The following is a 21,166-nucleotide window of genomic DNA, read 5'->3' on the forward strand; positions in this document are numbered from 1 at the left end:
AACTTACTTATAATTCCATACGTAACATAATGGAAAAATGTTTCATTTAAGAGAAGAAACAACTTTTATTATTACGGATATAACCTTAAAATTTCTTTTAGAAGAAAAAGGAGGTTGCTTTTATTTTTTAAAAATGGTATACTAGTTCTTGTCTTGTTGCTAGTACAGTAACATTATATGGAGGAATACCCAAGTTCGGCTGAAGGGATCGGTCTTGAAAACCGACAGGCGGGTCATACCGCGCGGGGGTTCGAATCCCTCTTCCTCCTCCATTTTTATTTACGTTGTTTGTAAGTGTAAAATATAGTATACTAGTTTATATATTAACACCGATGCAGGCGTTAGCCGAAGCAGGTGTCTTACTTTCTTTGAGCGTAGTTGATTTAAATTTCAACTCTTTCTTATTGTCGCGGGGTGGAGCAGTTCGGTAGCTCGTCGGGCTCATAACCCGAAGGTCACAGGTTCAAATCCTGTCCCCGCAACCAAATGGTCCCGTGGTGTAGCGGTTAACATGCCTGCCTGTCACGCAGGAGATCGCCGGTTCGATCCCGGTCGGGACCGCCATTTTTTTGTAAGCAAGCAGTTCCTATGCAACTAAGTGATATAACATACATATTTTGTATTATACTTAACTGACTATGAGATACTAAGCTTCGTTTACTTGATACAAATTTAGGCTCAGTAGCTCAGTCGGTAGAGCAAAGGACTGAAAATCCTTGTGTCGGCGGTTCGATTCCGTCCTGAGCCACCATTTATGTTTTAATATGCGGGTGTAGTTTAGTGGTAAAACCTCAGCCTTCCAAGCTGATGATGAGAGTTCGATTCTCTTCACCCGCTTCCAATAAAAAGAAGACCTATTGATGCAAAGATCAATGGGCCTTTTTTTTGTCGTTTCTTTTTCAATTTCTTTCATTCGTTGGAATAATAACTCCTTGTTAGGACAAGATAGTAGGAGAAAATGATGAGAGGCGGTAATGACTATGACTACAGAATGGTTTGACAGAGTAACAGAGGAGCTACAGGATCATTTGAATTCGATTTGCGAGCAGTACGATCAAGTCGGCCACATGAACATTAATCGCGCCTCTAAACATCCGCGAATTGAATTTTTTGTTAGTACGTTAGAGGATGAGCGAGACTATTTTTGCACTATTCTATTTGATCCTTATAATGAAGAGTTCTATGTTGAAAGTTTCGATGTTGAACTTCTCCAACCTACCAGAATAATGTTAGATGACATTACTGATATTATAGAAGCTGTTCATGAAAGCTTTCACGAATTTCTTGAAGATGACAGTGAAAGTGAATTAATTTATTTGGATGATGATGGTGACAACGATGACAATGATGATGACGATGAAATCATGTTAGAAGAAATTGATGTGGATTGGGAAACACCTGAGGTTACTGCATTTTTAATAGATGATAATATTGAGGTAACATATCAGTTCGGTATAGACAGTGCCAATGGCGATGGTGTTCTCCGTAGAAGAAATCGTAGCTGGGTAGATGATGAGGAGTTCGTCGATGAAAGTACCTTTACTTTTAAAAAAGATGAGGCAAGTACAATTATAGCTATGATCGCAAGCCATATGGATAAATTAATCGGATATGATGAAATTATTGATCTTTAATTATTTTACATCTTCAATTGGACAAGCGCCAATTGAAGATGTTTTATTATGTGTGAAATCAACCACTGGAGATAAATGTAGTCTTACTTGTAAACTATTTACCGACAAAAGAATATTCTCAAATATATTTACACCTGTGCCAAGCAGATTAACTTTATTGTCACTCAATTATCACTTCAAAGGAATAGATTGTCATTGATTTGTACTCATTCCCTGCTAACAGAATAACATTGAAAAAGCCTTCTAAATGAAAGAAGGCTTTGATAACGAATAAATTGTCTATTTCCAAGTGTATTTAGTAGTCACTAAAATATATAAATTTTTAGCACCGCAATTGCTGTGCTTTTTTTAGGTGATGAATTGTACTATCAGTCCTTTAATACCCCTCATATAGCACCCCATAAATAAAATACAATTTATCTAAGTATTTCTATCACTTCACCCGTTTTAATAGATTCCAAACAAGCTTCTATCACTCGCATGTTCTCCACACTAAATCCCCCAGTCACTTCGGGGTTTGTGTTGTTTAAGATGGCATCCGAGAAATGTTCCACTTCTACACGGTAAAGGTCACCATGTATATTTTCTTCTTGTGTCATGTTATTTTGTTGGATTAAAATTCTTCCTAAACCATCATTCTGGTCTGGCCGAAATGCGAATGGTACTTTAATCGTCCCTAAAGATCCCACTATTTCATATTCATTTCTTCCTGCCATGTCAAAGCTACAATTGAAGGTAGCATGAATACCATTATCTAATTGTAAAGTTCCAAAAGCACTTATGTCTACTTCGGTTTCACTATCTAGTTTTGCCAAGCAATGGACCTTCACTGGTTCAGCACCCGCCATGTATCGAATTGCATGAATACAATAACAGCCTACATCAAATAGACTGCCTCCCCCCATTTCTTTATTCATTCTAAATTGGCTTTTACGATTGTCCATATAAAATGAGTGACTTGATGTGATTAGTTTAATTTCTCCTATCGCACCGGACGAAATCAGTTCTTTCACACGATTATGCTGTGGATGGAGCTGATACATGAAAGCCTCCATGAACTTCACATTTTGTTCCATACAGACTTCTACCATCTCTGACGCCTCTTTTGCTGTAAGAGATATTGGCTTTTCACAAAGTATATGCTTTCCTGCCTTAGCTGATTTAAATACCCACTCCTTATGCAAATGATTAGGTAGCGGAATATAGACCGCATCAATCATTGGATTAGCGAGAAGCTCCTCATAGCTTTCATAAGCAATAGGAATATCTAAAGCTCTCGCTACATCGTGAACATTACTTCCTCTACCCGCAATAGCAACCAATTCTGCATTGCTCGCCCTTTTGATAGCCGGAATAAGCTGCTCTTGCGCAATTCTTGCTGTACTTAAAATTCCCCAACGAATTTTGTTCGCCACTGTACTCGCCTCCTTGTATTTCATAGAGTATTTCTTAATGCTTTGTTCGGCAAAGTCTGAGTATTTTCCTCCTACACAAAAATATACTTTTAGAAAGCCCTCTCCTAAATTCTTTTTCTGTTAAAATGAGTATAGTTGTTTATCAAATAGAACTGGAACGGTGAAGAAAACTTGAAAACTTTTAAGAAGATGTATATTGAAATTACAAGTGTTTGTAATCTTGCATGTAGCTTTTGTCCACCAACTGCTCGCAAGGCCAACATCATTAAATTGGATGCCTTTAATAACATCCTCGATCAGATAAAGGACCATACGAGATATATTTACCTGCATGTTAAAGGAGAGCCATTGCTCCATGCTAGGATTGACCAGCTTCTAGACGCAGCTCATGCCAAAGGGTTTAAAGTGAATATTACTACAAACGGGACCCTTATTAAAAAGAACCGAGAGAAATTATTAGGAAAACCTGCACTACGCCAAATAAACTTCTCTCTTCACAGCTTTGATGGCCATGAGGGATCTGAGAATCGAGAAAAGTACCTAGGAGATATTCTTGAATTTGTTCGTGATTCGAGAGAGAATAATACTATCATTTCCTATCGTTTATGGAATCTCCAACAAGATCAGGTGTCTGATCTGGTACAACGAAGAAATCGAGAAACCTTAGAAATTCTAGAAAACGAATATAACCTAGATTTCAAGATCGAAGAAAAGGTACAGCCAGGCAAAGGGATTAAAATTGCACCAAACGTTTTTCTAAACCAAGACCATGAATTTCAGTGGCCAAGCCTTCAAGCCCCTGAGGACGACGGCAAAGGATTCTGCCACGCCCTTCGTAGCCAAGCGGCCATCTTAGTAGACGGAACAGTTGTCCCATGCTGTTTAGACGGTGAAGGTGTCATTAACTTAGGCAATGTCAATAAAACCCCCTTCTCCGAAATCATTGAAAGTGAACGAGCAAATGCACTTTATGATGGATTCACAAGAAGAGAAGCCGTTGAAGAAATGTGCAGAAAATGTGGATATAGACAGAGGTTTGGGGTTTAATTTTGTTCATCTATATAAGAAATAAGTAGCAGCCCATCGAGAACTTGTCTCCGATGGGTTTTTATCTGTCTTAAATATAGAAGTGATAGAATTTTTCAACTAAAGTTACTATTTTAATATATATAAATAAATGTAAAATCCGGACGATATCTTCTTAGTGACAATAAATAAAGATTGGAATTGATTTAATGAATAAAATTTTCCTTATTATAACTATAATAATTTTTAGTCTCACGATTACTGCTTGTTCGAGTTCCCAAATAGACAATCAAAGCAACCAAATGAAAATAGGTATCATGCTTTCAGAAGCTGGTTTAGGCGACCAATCTTTTTCAGATTTAGGATTTGCGGGTCTTGAAAAGGCACGAGATGAATTAAATATTTCTTTTGATTATCGAGAAATCCAAGATAGTGAAACCTATGAAAATGGTTTAGAGGAATTAGTAAAACAAGAGAATGATTTAATCATTGGTTTAGGATTCTCTATGCTAGAACCTATGGAAACAATAGCAAAAAAGTATCCAGACAAGACTTTTTTATTAATTGATTCTCAGTCAGATCTTCCTAATATTTATAATATTACTTTCAAAGAAGAAGAAGCTTCTTTTTTAATAGGGGCACTAGCTGGTATGAAAACCAAGACTAACGTAGTTGGGTTCGTCGGTGGAGAAAACAATCCTCTCATACAAAAATTTGAAAAAGGCTTTATCGAGGGAGTTAAATCTGAAAACCCTAATGCAGAAATACTAAGCCAGTATGCCAATACTTATGATGACGATAAATTAGGAGAAAAAATCGCTGAGCAATTTATCGCAGATAAAGCAGACTTTATCTATCCCGCTGCAGGATTTACTGGTGTAGGCGTTATAAATGAATCCCAACGTTTAGGTACATATTCTTTCGGAGTAGATAGTGACCAGTTTTACTTAGCTGAAAAAGCAGTTGTCAGCTCCATGATTAAACAGGTGGATCAAGTAATATTTAATACTGTAAAAGAAATTGTTGAATCCGGAAAAATTGCTAACAAGAATAGTGAATTAGGTTTAAAAGAGAACGGTGTAGATATTGCACCTATTCGCATTATCGACCTGTCACCTTCTGAAGAGGAAAGATTAAAGAAATTACGAGAAGAAATTTCAAATGGGAATATCACAATATTAAAATAGAAATTAAGGTGACGATAGATTGAAACTTAAACAAAAAATATTACTCATTTCCATTATTCCCTTAATGCTCTCCACTTGCATTATCGGTTTTAATATTATTCAGTTAAAATCTTTAAATGCTTCTACGGAGACAATTGTTCAAACACTTCTTAATGTAGAGGAACTTAATAGCTCAACCAAAAGCTTACAAAAATCATTAAGTGCATATTCTCTCAACACATCAGAGAGCAATAAAAATGATATACAGGTAGACTTAGACTCTATCCAATCCACTTACGATATATTAACTCCTAGTTTAACTAGTGAAAAACAAATAGATATTTCTCAACAAATATCTAAGAAATATAATGAAGTCTTAAAAGAGACAGAAGCTGCTATAACAAATAACAATCAAGCCGAGGTCAAACGTCAATCTCTACGAACAAAAGGGTTAATAAATGACGTCATAGAACTAAAAAGAAATATAAACAAAGAATATACGGACATGCAAATGAGTTTGCATGCAAAAATAGATAGTATCGTAAGTATTTCTATTGCTTTAGCATTGGTTTTATTAATAGGTAGTATCGCAATTGTTGTATTTTTCACAAATCGCATTGTTTCTCCAATTAAACAAATTACTAAAAATGCAGAAGAAATCGCAAACGGGAATCTAGTAGTTGATATGAAGAAAATCCATTCTCGTGACGAAGTAGCTACATTACAAGTAGCTTTTGAGAAAATGACTTTAAATTTAAAAGAAATCATTTCTCATGTCTCAGATAGCTCCAACCAAGTTGCAGCTTCAGCCGAAGAATTGATGGCTAGTGCTGATGAAACGATGAAGGGCACCGAATTAATCTCTACTACTATTCAACAAGTGTCAGATGATACCGAACATCAGAAACGCATTTCAGACGAATCTGCTGTTTCAGCTGAAGAAAGCTCAGTTGAAATAACACATATTGCAGCACAGGCTAATTCAGCTTTACAACTAACAATTTCTACGAATCAAATGACTATAGAGGGTTCAAATTTTGTGTCAGAAACCGTTACACAAATGAATCGTATAAGCGAGGCTGTAGAAGATACGGATAGCGCACTTGTCATCCTTAATAATCGAACAGCCGAAATTGTACATGTATTAAAATTAATAACAGATATCGCAGAGCAAACGAACCTACTTGCATTAAACGCAGCGATAGAAGCAGCCAGAGCTGGTGAAGCAGGAAAAGGATTTGCCGTAGTGGCTGGTGAAGTGAGAAAGCTTTCCGAACAAACAAGAAAATCTGTATCAGATATTACAGGTATTGCTGTTGAGATTGAAGGTGACACAAAAAAAACCATTCAATCCATTAATGATGCAAAGGAAAGAGTTAAATCTGGTATAAGGATTGCTCATTCAACGAAGGTGACATTTCATGATATCCTAACAGCTGTTGAGCAAGTTAAAGACCAAGTAAGTAATATCTCACTGATCTCCAACAAAATTCAAACTCAGGTTACTCAAGTTACTATAAGAGCACAAGAAATGTCCGAAGCAACAAAAGTGACATCAGACAATTCTGCATCTGTAGCCTCTGCGTCCGAGGAGCAATTAGCTTCTATGGAGGAAGTAACTGCAGCAGCTGTTTCCTTAGCAAATCTTGCAGAAGATTTACAGATAAAAATTTCTAGATTTACAGTGTAACTATCACATGCAGCAACATTAAATGACAACGCGAACTAACCCATCCGATAAACACTCGGATGGGTTATTAATTTAAAATGTAACTTATTCATTTAAGGCCTCTCTATATTAATTAGACTGCACCCTTCTCGGCAAGTTCGACTAACTTTTTCTGTGGTATTTTCCAAAGTTCAATCCATTTCCTGATAGAGGTTACGAGTATAATAAAACCAAGGATTAGCATAATTACAGACAGTGTCCCATTTAAAAAGCTAAATCCAGGATTGTCTGAATTCCAGTACACATTTTTTACCATCCAATATCCCGCTACATTTACAGTGACATACAGATAAGAAAGAGGTATCAGGCATGTAAGTATATACCATCGTTTATCTGCAATCTTTAGTACAATAGTGGCTCCAATTATTAAACCAATAGAAGCCATCAGCTGGTTAGAAACTCCGAATAGTGCCCAAACCGAACTAATATCCCCGGAATAAAGTAAATAGCCCCATAAAAAGCACGCTAAGGCGCTGGCAAAAATATTTGCCCATAACGAATCCGTCCTTTTTAAAGGTTTAAAGAATGTACCCCCAAAGTCTTGGATCAGATAACGAGCAACTCGTGTTCCCGAGTCGATCGCCGTTAGGATAAAGACTGCCTCGAAGAGGATAACAAATTGATAAAAATAAGAGGCCATTTTTTCAAAGATAGGAATTTCCGTAAAGATATATGTCATACCTACAGCAAGCGTAACAGCCCCGCCTGTTCTTCCTTCCAAGTCCATTCCAATTTCCTCACTAAGCTTATCTAGATAAACTGTTTCCATTCCTAATGTAGCGTATTTCTCTGGTGTGGAGTTTATAGCAAAATAATCTCCTGGCATTAATGATACAGCAGCAATCAAAGCCATAATTGCAACTAAACACTCTACAAGCATTGCGCCAAAGGCTACCCCTTTAATGTCGCTCCAGCGATTAATCATTTTTGGAGTTGTCCCTGAACCAACGAATGCGTGGAACCCTGATATCGCTCCACAAGCAATGGTAATGGAAACGAATGGCCAAACCGGACCAGCAATAATTGGACCACCACCATTGATAAACTCTGTTAATGCAGGAAATTGAACTGCTGGGTTTACATAGAACACACCAATGATTAATGCTGCAAAAACACCAATTTTCATAAAAGTACTTAAATAATCGCGAGGTGCTAGCAATAACCAAACTGGTAGTGCTGCTGCAAAAAATGCATAGATTGGTAAGGCTAAAGCGATTGTACTCTTTTCTAATGTTAAGAAATCACCAAATGCAGTTCCTTGAATATTAGGTCCCCAAATAATAGCCACCATAATAAGTCCAAAGCCTACGATCGTAGCTACTTTCAAGTTTCCTGTTTTCTTATGGTACAACCCAACTGCCATTGCAATGGGAATTGTAATTCCTACGGCAAAGGTTCCCCACGGATTTCTCTCTAAGGCGCTCAACACGACTAAAGAAAGACCCGCCATCGTTATTGTAATAATAAATAGCATTGCTAATCCTGCACAAAAGCCTGCCACAGGACCGAGCTCTTTTTTCGCGATTTCAGATAATGATTTCCCATCCTGACGCATGGATGCAAATAGCACAACCATGTCATGAACTGCTCCCCCTATTACCGCACCTATTAGAAGCCAAAGCAAGCCAGGTAAATAACCAAACTGTGCCGCTAATATCGGTCCAACTAATGGTCCCGCCGCAGCAATCGCAGCAAAATGGTGACCAAACGTGACCCATTTGTTCGTGGGTACATAATCTTTCCCATCCTCCAGTTCATGTGCCGGGGTTGGTTTGGAATCATCTAATTTTAATACTTTTGCAGCCATAAATGTGCCATACAAACGATAAGCAATTAATAAAATACAGATAGATCCAATTACTATAGTAACCGCATTCATTATTTTTTCTCCTCCATCCTATTAATCTACAATAATCATACTAATAAAGAGAATGATAAATTCGTATAATAAATTGAATAATATAAATATATATACATTTCAATTATTTATATGATACATGAATAAATAATTGAAAAAAACCATGAAATAATAACTAAATGATTATTGTTGATAATTATTTATAGATCTGAGCAAGAAAAACTGAGGATTCAATTGTTTGGTTAAGTCTATTGAAATCATAGTTTATCGTGATTTTTTAAGAAAAGAGGACGTTAAATTTAATGGAACCTAACTACTTGAAAAGAATTCTGTCCAAACGTATACTTAAAGTAACAACTGAGTACATTAAAAAAGACTGATTGATGTTAGTGCATCAATCAGCCAAATATAATAGTTGGTTCCCAAAGGGATTGGCTGGTAAATAGGATTAACCCATCAGAGCTCTCAACTCAAGGATGGGTTATTTTTTATGGTTAAATGACAATATTACAACGACCAATGTTGCAAATGCTACTGCGAACATTAATGCTTCGAATACCGACAAGGCACCACCCCCTTCCTATCGAGAGTGAGCCAACCACCCTTGAGCTACCGCACTATTATCTCTTTATTATACCACACATACGTTCTATTTTAACGAATAGTAAAAGGTAAAAGTTAACCATTAGAGAGTATTCTTCTCTAAATTATTATCCTTTTACCTTGTCTTTGAACAATTCAGTTTAAAACATTATTTCCACTCACTCCAAAAACTATTATCAACCTTATTCACTAATATAAATCATATAGCTACTTCCAGAAACCTTTGCAAGAAAGATATCAGGATCCTCAAGAATAGAATAAATCTCAGTACCAACCTCTAAGGCATTTGAAGAATAGTCGCTGCTTGGTACAACGTCTGAAGCAACTTTTTCTTGTACTTCTCCAACCTTTTCTCCAATGGTAAATTCACTCCCAGCAGATTCTCTAACCTCAGTAAATCTATTGCCATTTGCAATCAACATCGCTGGGCTATCTGCATGGACTTGTATCACTTCGCTTTGTACAGTCATTTGGTCATATTCCGTACAGCCTGTAATGATCGGTAAAATACAGCATATCACTAGAACCATCCATGATTTTCGCATTTTAATCACCTCTCGATTAGCTATAAACTTACAGCTTTGTAAAATCTCTGTGTACAGAAGTATAACCAACTATTACAGATATATGATTCACCATCTTTAACATCCATTAATTACCACTAAAATACTATCTCTTTTTAATTACAAAGTTTTATTATATTAACTAATACCCTTTTTTTCATAAAGATAACAGATAATAACATTTGGAATAGAAATTTAACTACTAATGTAAAGCTTAATTAAAGGCTATGTTAAATGCTAGGGTTGATTTATGATGCAAATAAATCTCTAAATCAAAGAGTAGAATTGATTTCCGCGACAGCCGGACGCTTTCCGCGGGGTGAACGATAAGCCATCATCCATCGCTTACGCGCGTGGTTGTGATGTCTTATCTGTCTCCCTCATCCCGTTGGAGTCGCCGTAATCACTCCAATCAATAAATGGAGAACGTATTTATTTCATACATAAAGCTCTATTTATGAAATTAACTCACATAAAAAAAGCAGGAAAACTAACTCCATCCCATTTTCTTAGTCTATTTATGTTCATAATAGTCATTTGAATTTTCCCTTTGTAATGTTTACAAGTCAAAATCAACCAATAACTTTAACAAAGCTTAATTAAAAAAACAGCCGAAATTTAATTTCGACTGACTACTTCTCATCCTTCTTCATTGGTAACTAAGTTTCTCCCTCTCATTTTCAGAATCATTGGTATTACTACCCAAAGAACAGCAAAAATAAGAAATACTAGAGAAATAGGACTCTGTAAGAAGACTATGAAGTCACCATTTGAGCCTGTTAACGCACGTCTCATATTGTTTTCAATCATTGGTCCGAGTACTAAACCTAATACTAGAGGAGCAAGTGGATAATCGTTCTTTGCAAAAAAGTAACCTACCACTCCGAAAAAGAGAAGTAACATTAAATCAAACACCGTGTATTGGACCGCATAGACACCAAAGATTGAAATTGCAATAATACTTGGCAGAAGATATTTCTTAGGTGTTTCAATAATTTTTGAAAATACCTTTACTAAAGGCATGTTAAGTACTAGAAGCATAATATTTCCTAAAAACATGCTAGCGATTAGCCCCCATGCTACTTGTGGATGATCGTCGAATAGAAGTGGACCTGGCTGAACATCATACATGATTAATGCTCCCATCAAAATAGCAGTAGTACCGGATCCCGGTATTCCAAGAGTTAATAAAGGTATTAAAGCTCCACCAGATGCAGCGTTATTAGCAGATTCTGGTGCTGCCACTCCCTCAATTGCACCTTTTCCGAACTTCTGTGGATTTTTGCTTACTTTTTTCTCCATGATATAAGAGAAAAAAGATGCCAATGTTGCTCCTGCACCAGGCAGAACTCCTATAAAGAAGCCTAATAACGATCCACGAGCAATTGCACCTGAGCTATCTTTTAAATCCTTTCGTGTGGGTAGGATTCTACCTATTTTTATCAATTCAGTACCCTCGTTATCTTTTTCTAATATTGTTTTAAATACTTCTCCAAGTGCGAACATTCCTACCGCAATTGTTAAAAATTCAAGACCCGAATATAAATTAGGATTATTAAATGTAAAACGGCCAACTCCAGACACTGCATCTATCCCTATCGTAGCTAACAATAATCCCAATACTGTCATCGTAAGAGATTTTGTCATTGAATTGCCAGCAAGTCCACTAACCGCACACAATCCTAATAACATTAAAGAAAAATATTCAGCTGGTCCAAACTTTAATGCAATGTCGGATAATGGTTCTGCAAGGAGCACAAGACCGATTAATGAAACAATCCCAGCAATAAAAGATCCGATAGCTGCAATGGATAAAGCAGCCCCGGCCCGGCCGTTCTTCGCCATCTGGTATCCATCCAATACCGTTACAACAGAAGACGACTCACCTGGTGTATTCAAAAGAATAGATGTCGTAGAACCACCATACATGGCTCCATAATAAACTCCTGCTAACATAATTATAGAACTAGTAGCGGCAGATTGTGGGTCTAGCCCGCTTGTAATAGTGGCCGTGACCGGGATTAATAAGGCGACCCCGCTCATAGGTCCAATTCCAGGCAGTACTCCAACTGCTGTCCCTATCAATACTCCAAAAAAGGCAAATAGTAGATTATGCCATTGAAACGCAACCGAAAATCCATCAGCAAGAAAATGTAGTGCTTCCACTATTATCACCTCTCAATAAAAAATTGTTGGAAACTCTGGTAAAGAACCTTCTAGTATTTTCACAAACACAAAATATATTCCAAGAGAAAACCCTCCAGCTATTAGGATAGTTTTAAGCCAACCACCCTTTTCCATTACCTGAAATCCAATGACTAAAAATAAAAATGTAGTAATTACATATCCTAACTTTTCAAGCAACAAGACATATAAAATAGCAGAGACAAAAATAATTAAAAACCTTTTATATTCTATTTTTACTTTTTGAATTTTCTCAGAAGAATGATTACAAGTTTCAAAAAAGAGGCGAAAGCTAAGGAGAATTAATATTACCCCTAAGGCTGTTGGGAATACGTCTGGTCCTACATTACTCCCATAAGCTGTTTCTGGAATTTTTAAGCTTCCAGCTATAAATGCAACCCCTATAAGTAAAAATAAAATACTTATCATACGATCAAAACTTAGATTCACTTTGCCATCACCTCCGAAAAAAATTAGGGGAAAGAGATACTCTCTTTCCCTCTGCATGATTATTTAGCCATATCAAGCGCATGAAGCAGTTCAGCTATTTGATTACTTTGCTCATCTAAAAATAATTTGAAATCATTTGAGTTTTTATAATCACTTTCCCACCCAGCGCTTTCCATTGATTTCTTCCACTCTTCTGTTTCTACCATTTGCTGAATTTTATCGTCCCAAAAGCTAAGCGCTTCCTCACTCATCTCTTTTGGTCCGAATATCCCTCGCCAAATCATAAATTCTGCATCTATACCTAACTCTTTCATAGTCGGCACATCACTAAGCTCTCCTTCTATTCGCTCTGGTGCCGCAACTGCTAGTACTTTTACTTTTCCTGCCTTTACATACTCTATGACAGATGATGCATCTGTTGCAATAGCTCCAGCATTACCACCTAGTAAAGCCGTCATTGCTTCACCGGTGCCATCATACGAAACATATTTTATAGATTTATGATCAATTCCAGACTTATACGCTGGTAAAATAGAGACTAAATGATACATGGATCCTGGTCCCGATCCTCCAGCGAATGTTACGGAAGTTGGATCCTCTTCTAAATCCTCCAATAAAGCTGGGAGGTCGTTATACTTAGAATCTGACCTAACAACAATGGATCCATAGTCTTTCGTCAATTGAGCTAGAGGTGTTGTATCTTTATGTCCAAAAGGACTATTACCTTCCTTTTTTAAATTATTTATTAATACAGGAGGGGAGCCAGTAAATAGTTTATAATCGTTTTTAACATCTTGTGTGGCATAACTAGCAATAAATACTGTTCCTCCGCCACCGGGTTTGTTTTCAACTGTCATCGTCTTATCCAATAATTTAGATTCCGCCATCACCTTTGAAAAGGTCCTTGCTGTCCGATCCCAGCCTCCACCTGGACCTGACGGTGCTACAACAACAATTGGTTTCTCTGGATAAGTTCCATTACTTTTTCCAGCTCCACTCGCAGTATTATTTCCATTCCCACTACAACCCGCTAAAGTCAAAACTAATGCAATCCCTACCAAAACACCTTTCCATTTTGCAGTTTTCTTCATAACTTCTTCACCTCTTCGAATAGTATGAAAGCGCCTACATTTTTATTTAAATGAATTCTCCTCGGCTTCCAGACACGAGGAGAATATATGCTATTTGGCTAATTCTGTTCTTTCCCTATTAATATAATTAGCTGCTGATGCTCCTGCCAACTTCCCAAATACAGCACCCGACATTAAACCTGACCCGCCAGGATAGTTTTCGTAAAAGATTCCACCAATCATTTCACCTGCTGCAAAAAGTCCATTTATCGGCTCTTCTCTTGCATCTAATACATGACCTGTCGTATCTACGTGTAGTCCGCCAAACGAAAAAGTGATGCCACACGTAACTGGAAAAGCATAGAACGGACCTTGTTCTATTCGAAGTGCCCAATTGGATTTAAGAGGGGTAATTCCCTTCGTTCCCTTCCCGTCCTTCTCCGCTGGCTTGTATTCGCCTTCCTCTACTGCTCGATTGTATTCGCTCACCGTATCTAAAAATTGCTTTTTATCCACTGGTAACAAATTTACTAGTTCTTCTAAAGTATCCGCTTGAAAAAAAGTAGCTTCTTCCAGATCGTATTCTTTCCTTAACATAGGTCTAACCTGCGCATCATAGAGTTGATATGCGACATGGCCAGGTTGCTTCAGTATTTCACGACCATATTTGGCATACGTATAATTTCGTAAATCTGCTCCCTCATCAACAAAACGCTTTCCATCTTTATTTAGCATGATGCTATATGGATAAGAGTGCTTTTTAAAAATATCGCCGGGTTTTGCAAAGTCACCTACTTTGGGAGCATTATAATCTGTACCAATTGAATGGCAGCCTTCCCACTCCCCATATTTTTGTGCTCCTACCTCTAAAGCCATCGTAATACCATCACCTGTATTGAATTCAGTTCCACGGACAATGGCAGCTTCCCATTCTTCCCCAATATGCTCACTTCTCCAATTCTTATTGGCCTCAAAGCTACCACACGCTAAAATCACACCAAATGTATTTACAGTAATCGATTCATTTTCTTTTTGCACAACAACACCTGTAATTTGCTCATCTTCTTTATTTAATTTTATAGCACGGGAATCATACCAAATCTCAATACTAAGCTCTTGAGCTCTTTCAAAAAGCTTCTTTATTAATCCAACGCCTTTGTTTTCTGTTTTAATCGGCAACCCCCCCCAAAAATGTCGTTTGCCGTCTTGTAGAAAAGATTGATTATCATAGTTCAATTCAAAGTTAATACCTTGATTTTGCATCCATGCAATTGTGTCATAGGACTTGGAAACAAGCTGTTGACCTAGTTGAGGATCGCTTTTCCCACTCGTTACTCGCATTAAGTCATCATAATAATCTTGTTCCGTGTACTCTGGCATCACAATATTTGCTGCCTCATCGTCTGTCAATTTGGGTATTATTTTTCTGATAGCGTCTAAATTATTGTAGGCAACTCGAATCGCTCCATCAGTAAAATAAGAGTTACCTCCGCGTTTTTCTATTGATCCTTTTTCTAAAACCAGGACACTGGCGCCACCCTCCTTCGCTGCAATTGCTGCACATAAAGCTGCATTTCCAGCTCCTACTACTACAACATCATAATTATGTGTATGAGACATGCTAATTCCTCCTAATAAGTTATAATGAATCTTAAAAAATATAATAAATATAAAATTCAGAAAATAATAATATTACTTTTCTATTTTTCTTCATAGAAAAATCTTATAAGAGCTCCATATATGTGATTTACATAGCATTTAATGTTAGAATAAATTGAAAATTCTTTTTAAAAGAGAGAGGAGTTAGTTATATTTGGACGAAAAAGATTGGCATATATTAACTACACTTCACGATGAAAGAAATATAACAAGAACTGCCCAGCGTCTCTATATTTCTCAGCCTGCATTAACGTATCGAATCCAACAATTAGAAAAAGAATTCTGCACAAAGATTGTTTCACGAAGAAAAAAAGGGGTGGAGTTTACCGTAAAGGGGGAATACCTTGTTCAATATGCAAATCAAATGATTTATCAGCTTCGCCATACAAAAGAACATATTACTAATATGGATGAAGCAGTGAAAGGTACGCTTAGATTGGGCGTTTCTGGATTGTTTGCCCGATTTGACCTTCCTTCATTATTAAAAGATTTTTTAAAGGAGTACCCGCAAGTTGATGTCAATTTGAAAACAGGCTGGAGTACCGAGATACAGCAGATGCTGCAAAAAGAAGAGGCACATCTTGGAATTGTAAGAGGAGATTATAGCTGGAAGGAACATAAAATATTATTACGAGAAGAAAAAATTTGCATAGCATCTAGTAGGAATATAAATTTTAAAGAACTTCCTTCTCTTCCAAGAGTAAATTACAAAACAGATCCATCCTTAAAAAATACCATTGATAATTGGTGGCAGGAAACTTATACGAAACCACCAATGATTTCCATGGAGGTTGATAGAATTGATACTTGCAAGGAGCTAGTCCTAAACGGGCTCGGGTATGCCATTTTACCAGAAATTTGTATCCAAGAAAACGACCTGTTGTGTGTGTCACCTATTAAAATAGACGACAATCGTTTTCTGACCCGCAATACTTGGTTATTTTATAGAGATGTTACGTTAGAGCTAGCCAAAGTAAAAGCATTTATCCATTTTTTAAACGAAACAAAACAAGAAGTAGTATTATGAATCTGTTTGTCACGCTTTCTTGCCATTTTTCACTATAATGACAGTGATTATAGTGATTTCCAGATCTATTACATAAATAGCTATCTTTATGAACATAGAAAAATTCTAGTAGGGAAGATCAGCTAATTTCATTTAGTTCCTCAACAACTAGTAACTCGTGGATATAGATAGTGTTCAAGATAATTTAAAAAGAAAAAAGTGCCAACCTACGGATTAGATATCCTCTTAGGTTGGCACTTTTCTGCTTAATTCACATCACTTTGGAGCTAATTAGGCCCTACATAAGGGTTTGTTGACAGTCTGAATGAGTTCAAAAAGAAAATTATATTATAAAACATTTTTATTAGCACTTGATACAAGGTATGCTGGCATTGGTTCGTGCAATTTCCAAATAATACTCACAGGTTTACTACCCTCATGCTTAACATAATCAGCTGTTCCAAGAAAAATAAAGGGTGAGGTATACGGTCCTTCATTCCTATATTCCCTTATAAAGATAGAAATCTGATTATTCGTTTTCCGATGATTAAAGAGCCTAATTGCTGTTGGGCTGGTATCTGAGGTTCTACTTTGAGATTGCCAATGAAATAATTGTTCATTAATTGCATAGTCTTCATATAAAGTCGAAGGAGAGAAATCTTTATCGGATTTATTTAAAGTAACGAAAAAAACATCCGTTTTTTCCTCTTCAAAATACTTAACTCCTTCTCTAAAAGCAGGCTTTTGTTTTTCATTATAGTAACCAAACGCAGCTAATATTTGGTCTATAGTATAATGTGCATGTACTCTTAGAGGAGACACAAAATCGAACGGAGATTTTTTCTCAAGTAATCTTAAATTTTCAAAACAAACCTCGATTACTTGGAGAATTTCGTCCTTTAATGCTTGACTCGTTAATATTTCTCGAAGTCCTTCCTTTATGGAAGAAAAACCTAAATCCCTAGGAGGCTTAGAGAAAAATGAATAGTACAACATTGCTTCCATTCTTTGCTCTTCCTCTGTATTAACATCAGTCTTTTCTATATATTTTTTGTAAAAACTTATCAAATCTAAGGAATCCAAATGAAATAGTTTATGGATTTTTTTCATCAAAAGATCCTCATATTCCGCTTTATATTCTTTTGTAACCCCCGCCTCTACCTTCATCCTTTCAAAGCTACGGTTTTTTTGTGACCCATAAACATCTGCTAATGATAGATGATAATATTGTAAAAAGTTTTTTAAAGTTAGGCGTCTTCCAGAATCAGCTTCGAAGTGTTTAATTTTTGCAATAAGATTTTGTTTATTAATTCGTGCTTCCTTAATATTTCTTAATATATATTCTTTTGCCTGTTTCTCCATTTGGATAACAGAGCCCTTAGGTAAATGGAAAAAACCATTTTCAATATAATGATGAATAGAATGTTTTGTTTTCCCTACTAACGATCGGAATTTCTCTTCAAAAGGATAATTCTTATGGGCTTGTCCAACAAAATCAAGTACAGTTAAACATTCTTTATCATCCGCTAGTCTTAATCCTCTACCAAGTTGCTGTAAAAAGACAGTTAGACTTTCTGTTGGACGTAAAAATAATACCGTGTTTATTTCTGGAATATCTATTCCTTCATTATATAAATCCACAACAAAGATAAAATTTATCTCACCGCTTACTAATTTTCTTTGAGCTACAACTCGTTCCTCAGGTGATGATTTACCATGCAATGAAATGGAAGGTATATTTTTTTGATTAAAATATGTTGACATATATTTTGCGTGATCTACTGACACGCAAAACCCTAACGCTTTTACTTCATTTAGAGAGGTAACATACCTTTTTATACTTTGTATAACTAGATCACTCCTGCGATGATTTGCAGTATAAATATTTGTTAGTTCTCCTATGTCATATCCTTTTCTTGACCATTTAATACTAGTTAAATCAACGTTATCAGTTACACAAAAGTAATGGAATGGACTTAATAATTTTCTATTTATTGCTTCTGTTAACCTCATTTCAGCAGCAATTCGATCATTAAAATAGCTTAAAATACTATCATTATCCATTCGTTCAGGTGTAGCTGTTAAACCAAGTAAAATAGTTGGTTGATAAAAATCTAATAATGCTCTGTACGAGGGTGCTGTGGCATGATGAAATTCATCAACAATAATATAATCATAAAAATCAAAAGTTGTATTTTCACTCATCTTTTTGCTATTCCAGCTTTGAATACTCATAAATAATTGATCAAAAGACTTAGGCTCGTGCTTCCCAACAAACATTTCACCAAAGTTAGCATCCTTCAAAATCGTTCGGAAAGTCACCAAACTTTGTCGTAGTATTTCTTCTCTATGTGCTATAAATAATAACTTTGCGTTAGGTTTTTGTTTTAGAAATCGTTTAAAATCAAAAGCAGATATTACTGTTTTTCCAACTCCCGTCGCAGCCACTACGAGATTTTTCATCTGACCGTGAATAACTCTTTCTACTTCCAACTCATCTAATATTTCTTTTTGATAATGATAAGGCTGGATATCAAAATAATACTGTTCGGTTTCTTCGGCTACAGTCTCTTTTGACAATGAGTACTGCACCATTTCCCAATTTTCGTGTTCATCAGGTAAGAGAGATTTAAATTCCTCATCGTTCCAATAACTTTCAAAGGTTGCCCCAAACTTTCGAAGGACATCAAAAGAATCCCTTTCGGTTATCTTTAAATTCCATTCTAACCCCGAAGTTAATGCTGGATTAGATAAGTTGGAAGAACCGATGTAAGCCGTACTAAAGCCAGAATCGCGTTTAAATAAATATGCCTTTGCATGAAGTCTAGTTCGTTGCTTATCTAAGGATACCCTTACTTCTGTATTAGGTAATTTACTAAGCTCCACAAGTGCTTTATAGTCTGTTGCTTCCATGTACGAAGTCGTAATAATTCTTAGCCTTCCACCACGTTCTATAGTAAAATCCCTAAGTTCATTTAATATGATCCTGAGTCCAGACCATTTAATAAAAGAAACTATCCATTCAATTTCATCAGAGGAAGCAATCTCTTTTTTTAATTCTTCTAACATGTTAGGTTCATATTGAGATCCCGTGAAAAGAGAGCTTTGAGAAATTGAAGTGATTGGTCGAGTTGGCTTCTCTTTACGAACTGTACGTACACTGTTTAGCTTTTTATATACGGAAGTAAGTATTTCTCCTCTTTCATCTAGTTGTAGATTTACAAAATCCTCATCGTGTAATTTTGAATTTAACAATTGAATAATTTGATTACAAGTTTGAATTTGCAACAAAAGCGCTTCTTCATCTTCTTTTGCATCTTCCCGGATATATGAGAGAGCTTTTTTAGTAACCTCTGAAATATATGAAGCAAAGTAGGTTTTTGCCTCTTCGAAATCCATTTTATCTAAGTCAATTGCGTACATTTCAGGAGAAAGCTTCTTTAACTCTGAATAAATGTTTTTATTTATAGGTAGGTCGTAAATGCCTTCTTTCAAAGAAACACCTCCATAGAAAACTTAATCTAAATCAAGTTTATTATATGTTACCCCTTTTTACTCTAATATTTATAATTTGCTTTAGATTTCCAATCACTTTAGCACATACCGACATTTTGGAAAATTAGAACAACCTTTAAAATCACCATATTTACCTGTTCTAGTGATAAGTTGGCTTTTACAACGGGGACAAATATCCATATTTAGTTTGGTTTTTATTTCTCGAACATGGACTTTTCTTGATTCTTTTCCTTGTATATTCGCATTTATTAATATTTTTGCAATCTGTTTCACTCGATAAGGAAGGATTACTTTCTGTTCATAGGATTTTATCGTTTTAAAAAGACCTGATATGTATAAGACTCGTACATGGTCAGAACTTATTTCTAGATTTTTAAAGGTAGCTTCACTACTAAATGCTATTATTGAATAATAAGGTCCATCGTACATTTCTTTTAGTAACGTTTGTATTGCAGTTAGATGAGCAAAGTTCTGCATAATTGGATTGAGAAAATTATATTTGTTCTTATAAATTACTTGCTTCCAATATTTTTGCTTCTCTTTACCATAAATCCATCCCTTATAATTTTTTGTCTCAATAACGAATATACCTACCGTTGATAACACAACATGATCAATTTGGGTGGTTCCTTCCTCGTAAGGAAGCAACAGGTCATGAAGTACAATATATTCCTCTTCATTTAACCCCTTTAAACGACGTTTTACTTGCCACTCTCCAATAGATCCCTTTACAGATGGATTATTTAAACTAACTAAAAGAGTCACAAAACATATTGCTATTAATATGACTATCATCTTATTTCACCCCTTTCCCAGTAGACGATAGTTATACTTTAGATGAAAATTATTCCATAAACAAGCCGAAAAATAAAAAACAGATAATGAAGAAAGAGTATCTGCCAGAGTGTAGACAAAAGGGTTGGAAACCATTTCGATTTCCAACCCTTTTCCAATTAATCTAGGTTAAATCGGTGAAAAAGTCCGTTGCAGCTTATCATTTTGGTTCTTATTACGCCAGGTTGGGTTTTCCATGTTAAACCGGCTAGTTTCTTAGTATTTAAGGCAGCAAAAGTCAGCATCGCCTGCATGGACAATTTTTTTAATTCCTTTAGGGTTGTCCATCGTATACCATGCTTTTCTTTACTCTTTCCATATACTTCTTTAATGGTTGTGTCGCAAGTCTTCAGCTACATCCAGGTAGTCATGCCAAATGTGGCGTTGAATCATTTTTTGGTGATTCTTACTATGCGTGCACTATCCTTCCTTTGTGGTTGATCGGTATGTAAG

At 36.0% G+C, this 21,166-nt stretch carries 14 protein-coding genes, 5 tRNA genes and 1 pseudogene; 10 read left to right on the forward strand and 10 right to left on the reverse strand.

Going from position 1 to position 21,166, the window contains the following annotated elements:
* Nucleotides 1-179: 179 nt before the first annotated feature.
* From H9650_RS09145 to H9650_RS09170, 6 genes are all read left to right on the forward strand, one after another.
* Nucleotides 180-272: transfer RNA gene (locus H9650_RS09145), tRNA-Ser, on the forward strand.
* A gap of 136 nt (nucleotides 273-408) precedes the next feature.
* A tRNA-Met gene (locus tag H9650_RS09150) sits at nucleotides 409-485 on the forward strand.
* Nucleotides 486-488: 3 nt separating this feature from the next.
* Nucleotides 489-564 (forward strand) — tRNA-Asp (locus H9650_RS09155).
* Nucleotides 565-675: 111 nt separating this feature from the next.
* Nucleotides 676-751, forward strand: a tRNA-Phe gene (locus H9650_RS09160).
* 15 nt (nucleotides 752-766) lie between these two features.
* Nucleotides 767-837, forward strand: a tRNA-Gly gene (locus H9650_RS09165).
* A gap of 143 nt (nucleotides 838-980) precedes the next feature.
* Nucleotides 981-1,634: a hypothetical protein gene (locus H9650_RS09170; RefSeq protein ID WP_154311832.1), complete on the forward strand. Its 654-nt coding sequence runs from the start codon at nucleotides 981-983 to the stop codon at nucleotides 1,632-1,634.
* Between the two features lie 416 nt (nucleotides 1,635-2,050).
* On the opposite strand, the gene H9650_RS09175 is transcribed toward H9650_RS09170, so the two are convergent.
* Entirely contained in the window at nucleotides 2,051-3,049 is a 999-nt protein-coding gene (locus H9650_RS09175; protein WP_318245399.1) for a Gfo/Idh/MocA family protein, read from the reverse strand.
* Nucleotides 3,050-3,220: 171 nt separating this feature from the next.
* Here H9650_RS09175 and H9650_RS09180 point away from each other — a divergent pair, with 171 nt between their 5' ends.
* The 3 genes from H9650_RS09180 to H9650_RS09190 all read left to right on the forward strand — a co-directional run bounded on the left by H9650_RS09180 (nucleotide 3,221) and on the right by H9650_RS09190 (nucleotide 6,931).
* Nucleotides 3,221-4,096 carry a radical SAM/SPASM domain-containing protein gene (locus H9650_RS09180; protein WP_151111619.1) on the forward strand — a complete coding sequence of 292 codons (876 nt, stop codon included), beginning with the start codon at nucleotides 3,221-3,223 and terminating at the stop codon, nucleotides 4,094-4,096.
* A 188-nt stretch (nucleotides 4,097-4,284) separates the two neighbouring features.
* Nucleotides 4,285-5,262, forward strand: coding sequence for a BMP family lipoprotein (locus tag H9650_RS09185; RefSeq protein ID WP_191697027.1), 978 nt, complete (start codon nucleotides 4,285-4,287; stop codon nucleotides 5,260-5,262).
* A gap of 19 nt (nucleotides 5,263-5,281) precedes the next feature.
* The gene (locus H9650_RS09190; protein WP_151111623.1) at nucleotides 5,282-6,931 is read left to right on the forward strand and encodes a methyl-accepting chemotaxis protein; all 1,650 of its coding nucleotides are present in this window, start codon (nucleotides 5,282-5,284) and stop codon (nucleotides 6,929-6,931) included.
* 112 nt (nucleotides 6,932-7,043) lie between these two features.
* Here the strand turns inward: H9650_RS09190 and H9650_RS09195 are convergent, their stop codons facing one another.
* From H9650_RS09195 to tcuA, 6 genes are all read right to left on the reverse strand, one after another.
* Nucleotides 7,044-8,849, reverse strand: a complete 1,806-nt coding sequence (locus H9650_RS09195; RefSeq protein ID WP_151111625.1) for a carbon starvation CstA family protein — start codon at nucleotides 8,847-8,849, stop codon at nucleotides 7,044-7,046.
* 764 nt (nucleotides 8,850-9,613) lie between these two features.
* Nucleotides 9,614-9,976, reverse strand: coding sequence for a hypothetical protein (locus tag H9650_RS09200; protein WP_144538418.1), 363 nt, complete (start codon nucleotides 9,974-9,976; stop codon nucleotides 9,614-9,616).
* Nucleotides 9,977-10,633: 657 nt separating this feature from the next.
* Nucleotides 10,634-12,160 (reverse strand): tripartite tricarboxylate transporter permease, encoded by a 1,527-nt coding sequence (locus H9650_RS09205; RefSeq protein ID WP_191697028.1) that lies wholly within the window; start codon nucleotides 12,158-12,160, stop codon nucleotides 10,634-10,636.
* Nucleotides 12,161-12,172: 12 nt separating this feature from the next.
* Nucleotides 12,173-12,628, reverse strand: coding sequence for a tripartite tricarboxylate transporter TctB family protein (locus tag H9650_RS09210; RefSeq protein ID WP_144538417.1), 456 nt, complete (start codon nucleotides 12,626-12,628; stop codon nucleotides 12,173-12,175).
* Between the two features lie 59 nt (nucleotides 12,629-12,687).
* Nucleotides 12,688-13,719, reverse strand: a complete 1,032-nt coding sequence (locus H9650_RS09215) for a tripartite tricarboxylate transporter substrate binding protein (protein WP_144538416.1) — start codon at nucleotides 13,717-13,719, stop codon at nucleotides 12,688-12,690.
* Between the two features lie 90 nt (nucleotides 13,720-13,809).
* The gene (tcuA, locus tag H9650_RS09220; protein WP_191697029.1) at nucleotides 13,810-15,318 is read right to left on the reverse strand and encodes an FAD-dependent tricarballylate dehydrogenase TcuA; all 1,509 of its coding nucleotides are present in this window, start codon (nucleotides 15,316-15,318) and stop codon (nucleotides 13,810-13,812) included.
* A gap of 193 nt (nucleotides 15,319-15,511) precedes the next feature.
* On the opposite strand from tcuA, the gene H9650_RS09225 reads away from it, so the two are divergent.
* A complete protein-coding gene (locus H9650_RS09225; protein ID WP_191697030.1) occupies nucleotides 15,512-16,384 on the forward strand; it encodes a LysR family transcriptional regulator in 873 nt (290 codons plus the stop codon).
* Between the two features lie 327 nt (nucleotides 16,385-16,711).
* Here the strand turns inward: H9650_RS09225 and H9650_RS09230 are convergent, their stop codons facing one another.
* The 3 genes and pseudogenes from H9650_RS09230 to H9650_RS09240 form a co-directional block, all read right to left on the reverse strand.
* Nucleotides 16,712-19,858, reverse strand: a complete 3,147-nt coding sequence (locus H9650_RS09230) for a DUF3427 domain-containing protein (RefSeq protein ID WP_225215989.1) — start codon at nucleotides 19,856-19,858, stop codon at nucleotides 16,712-16,714.
* Nucleotides 19,859-19,951: 93 nt separating this feature from the next.
* Nucleotides 19,952-20,674 (reverse strand): NERD domain-containing protein, encoded by a 723-nt coding sequence (locus H9650_RS09235; protein WP_144538413.1) that lies wholly within the window; start codon nucleotides 20,672-20,674, stop codon nucleotides 19,952-19,954.
* Nucleotides 20,675-20,832: 158 nt separating this feature from the next.
* A pseudogene (locus H9650_RS09240) lies at nucleotides 20,833-21,133 on the reverse strand (transposase); the annotation flags it as partial.
* Nucleotides 21,134-21,166: the final 33 nt, after the last annotated feature.

Source organism: Psychrobacillus faecigallinarum (assembly GCF_014836595.1).
Classification (GTDB): domain Bacteria; phylum Bacillota; class Bacilli; order Bacillales_A; family Planococcaceae; genus Psychrobacillus; species Psychrobacillus faecigallinarum.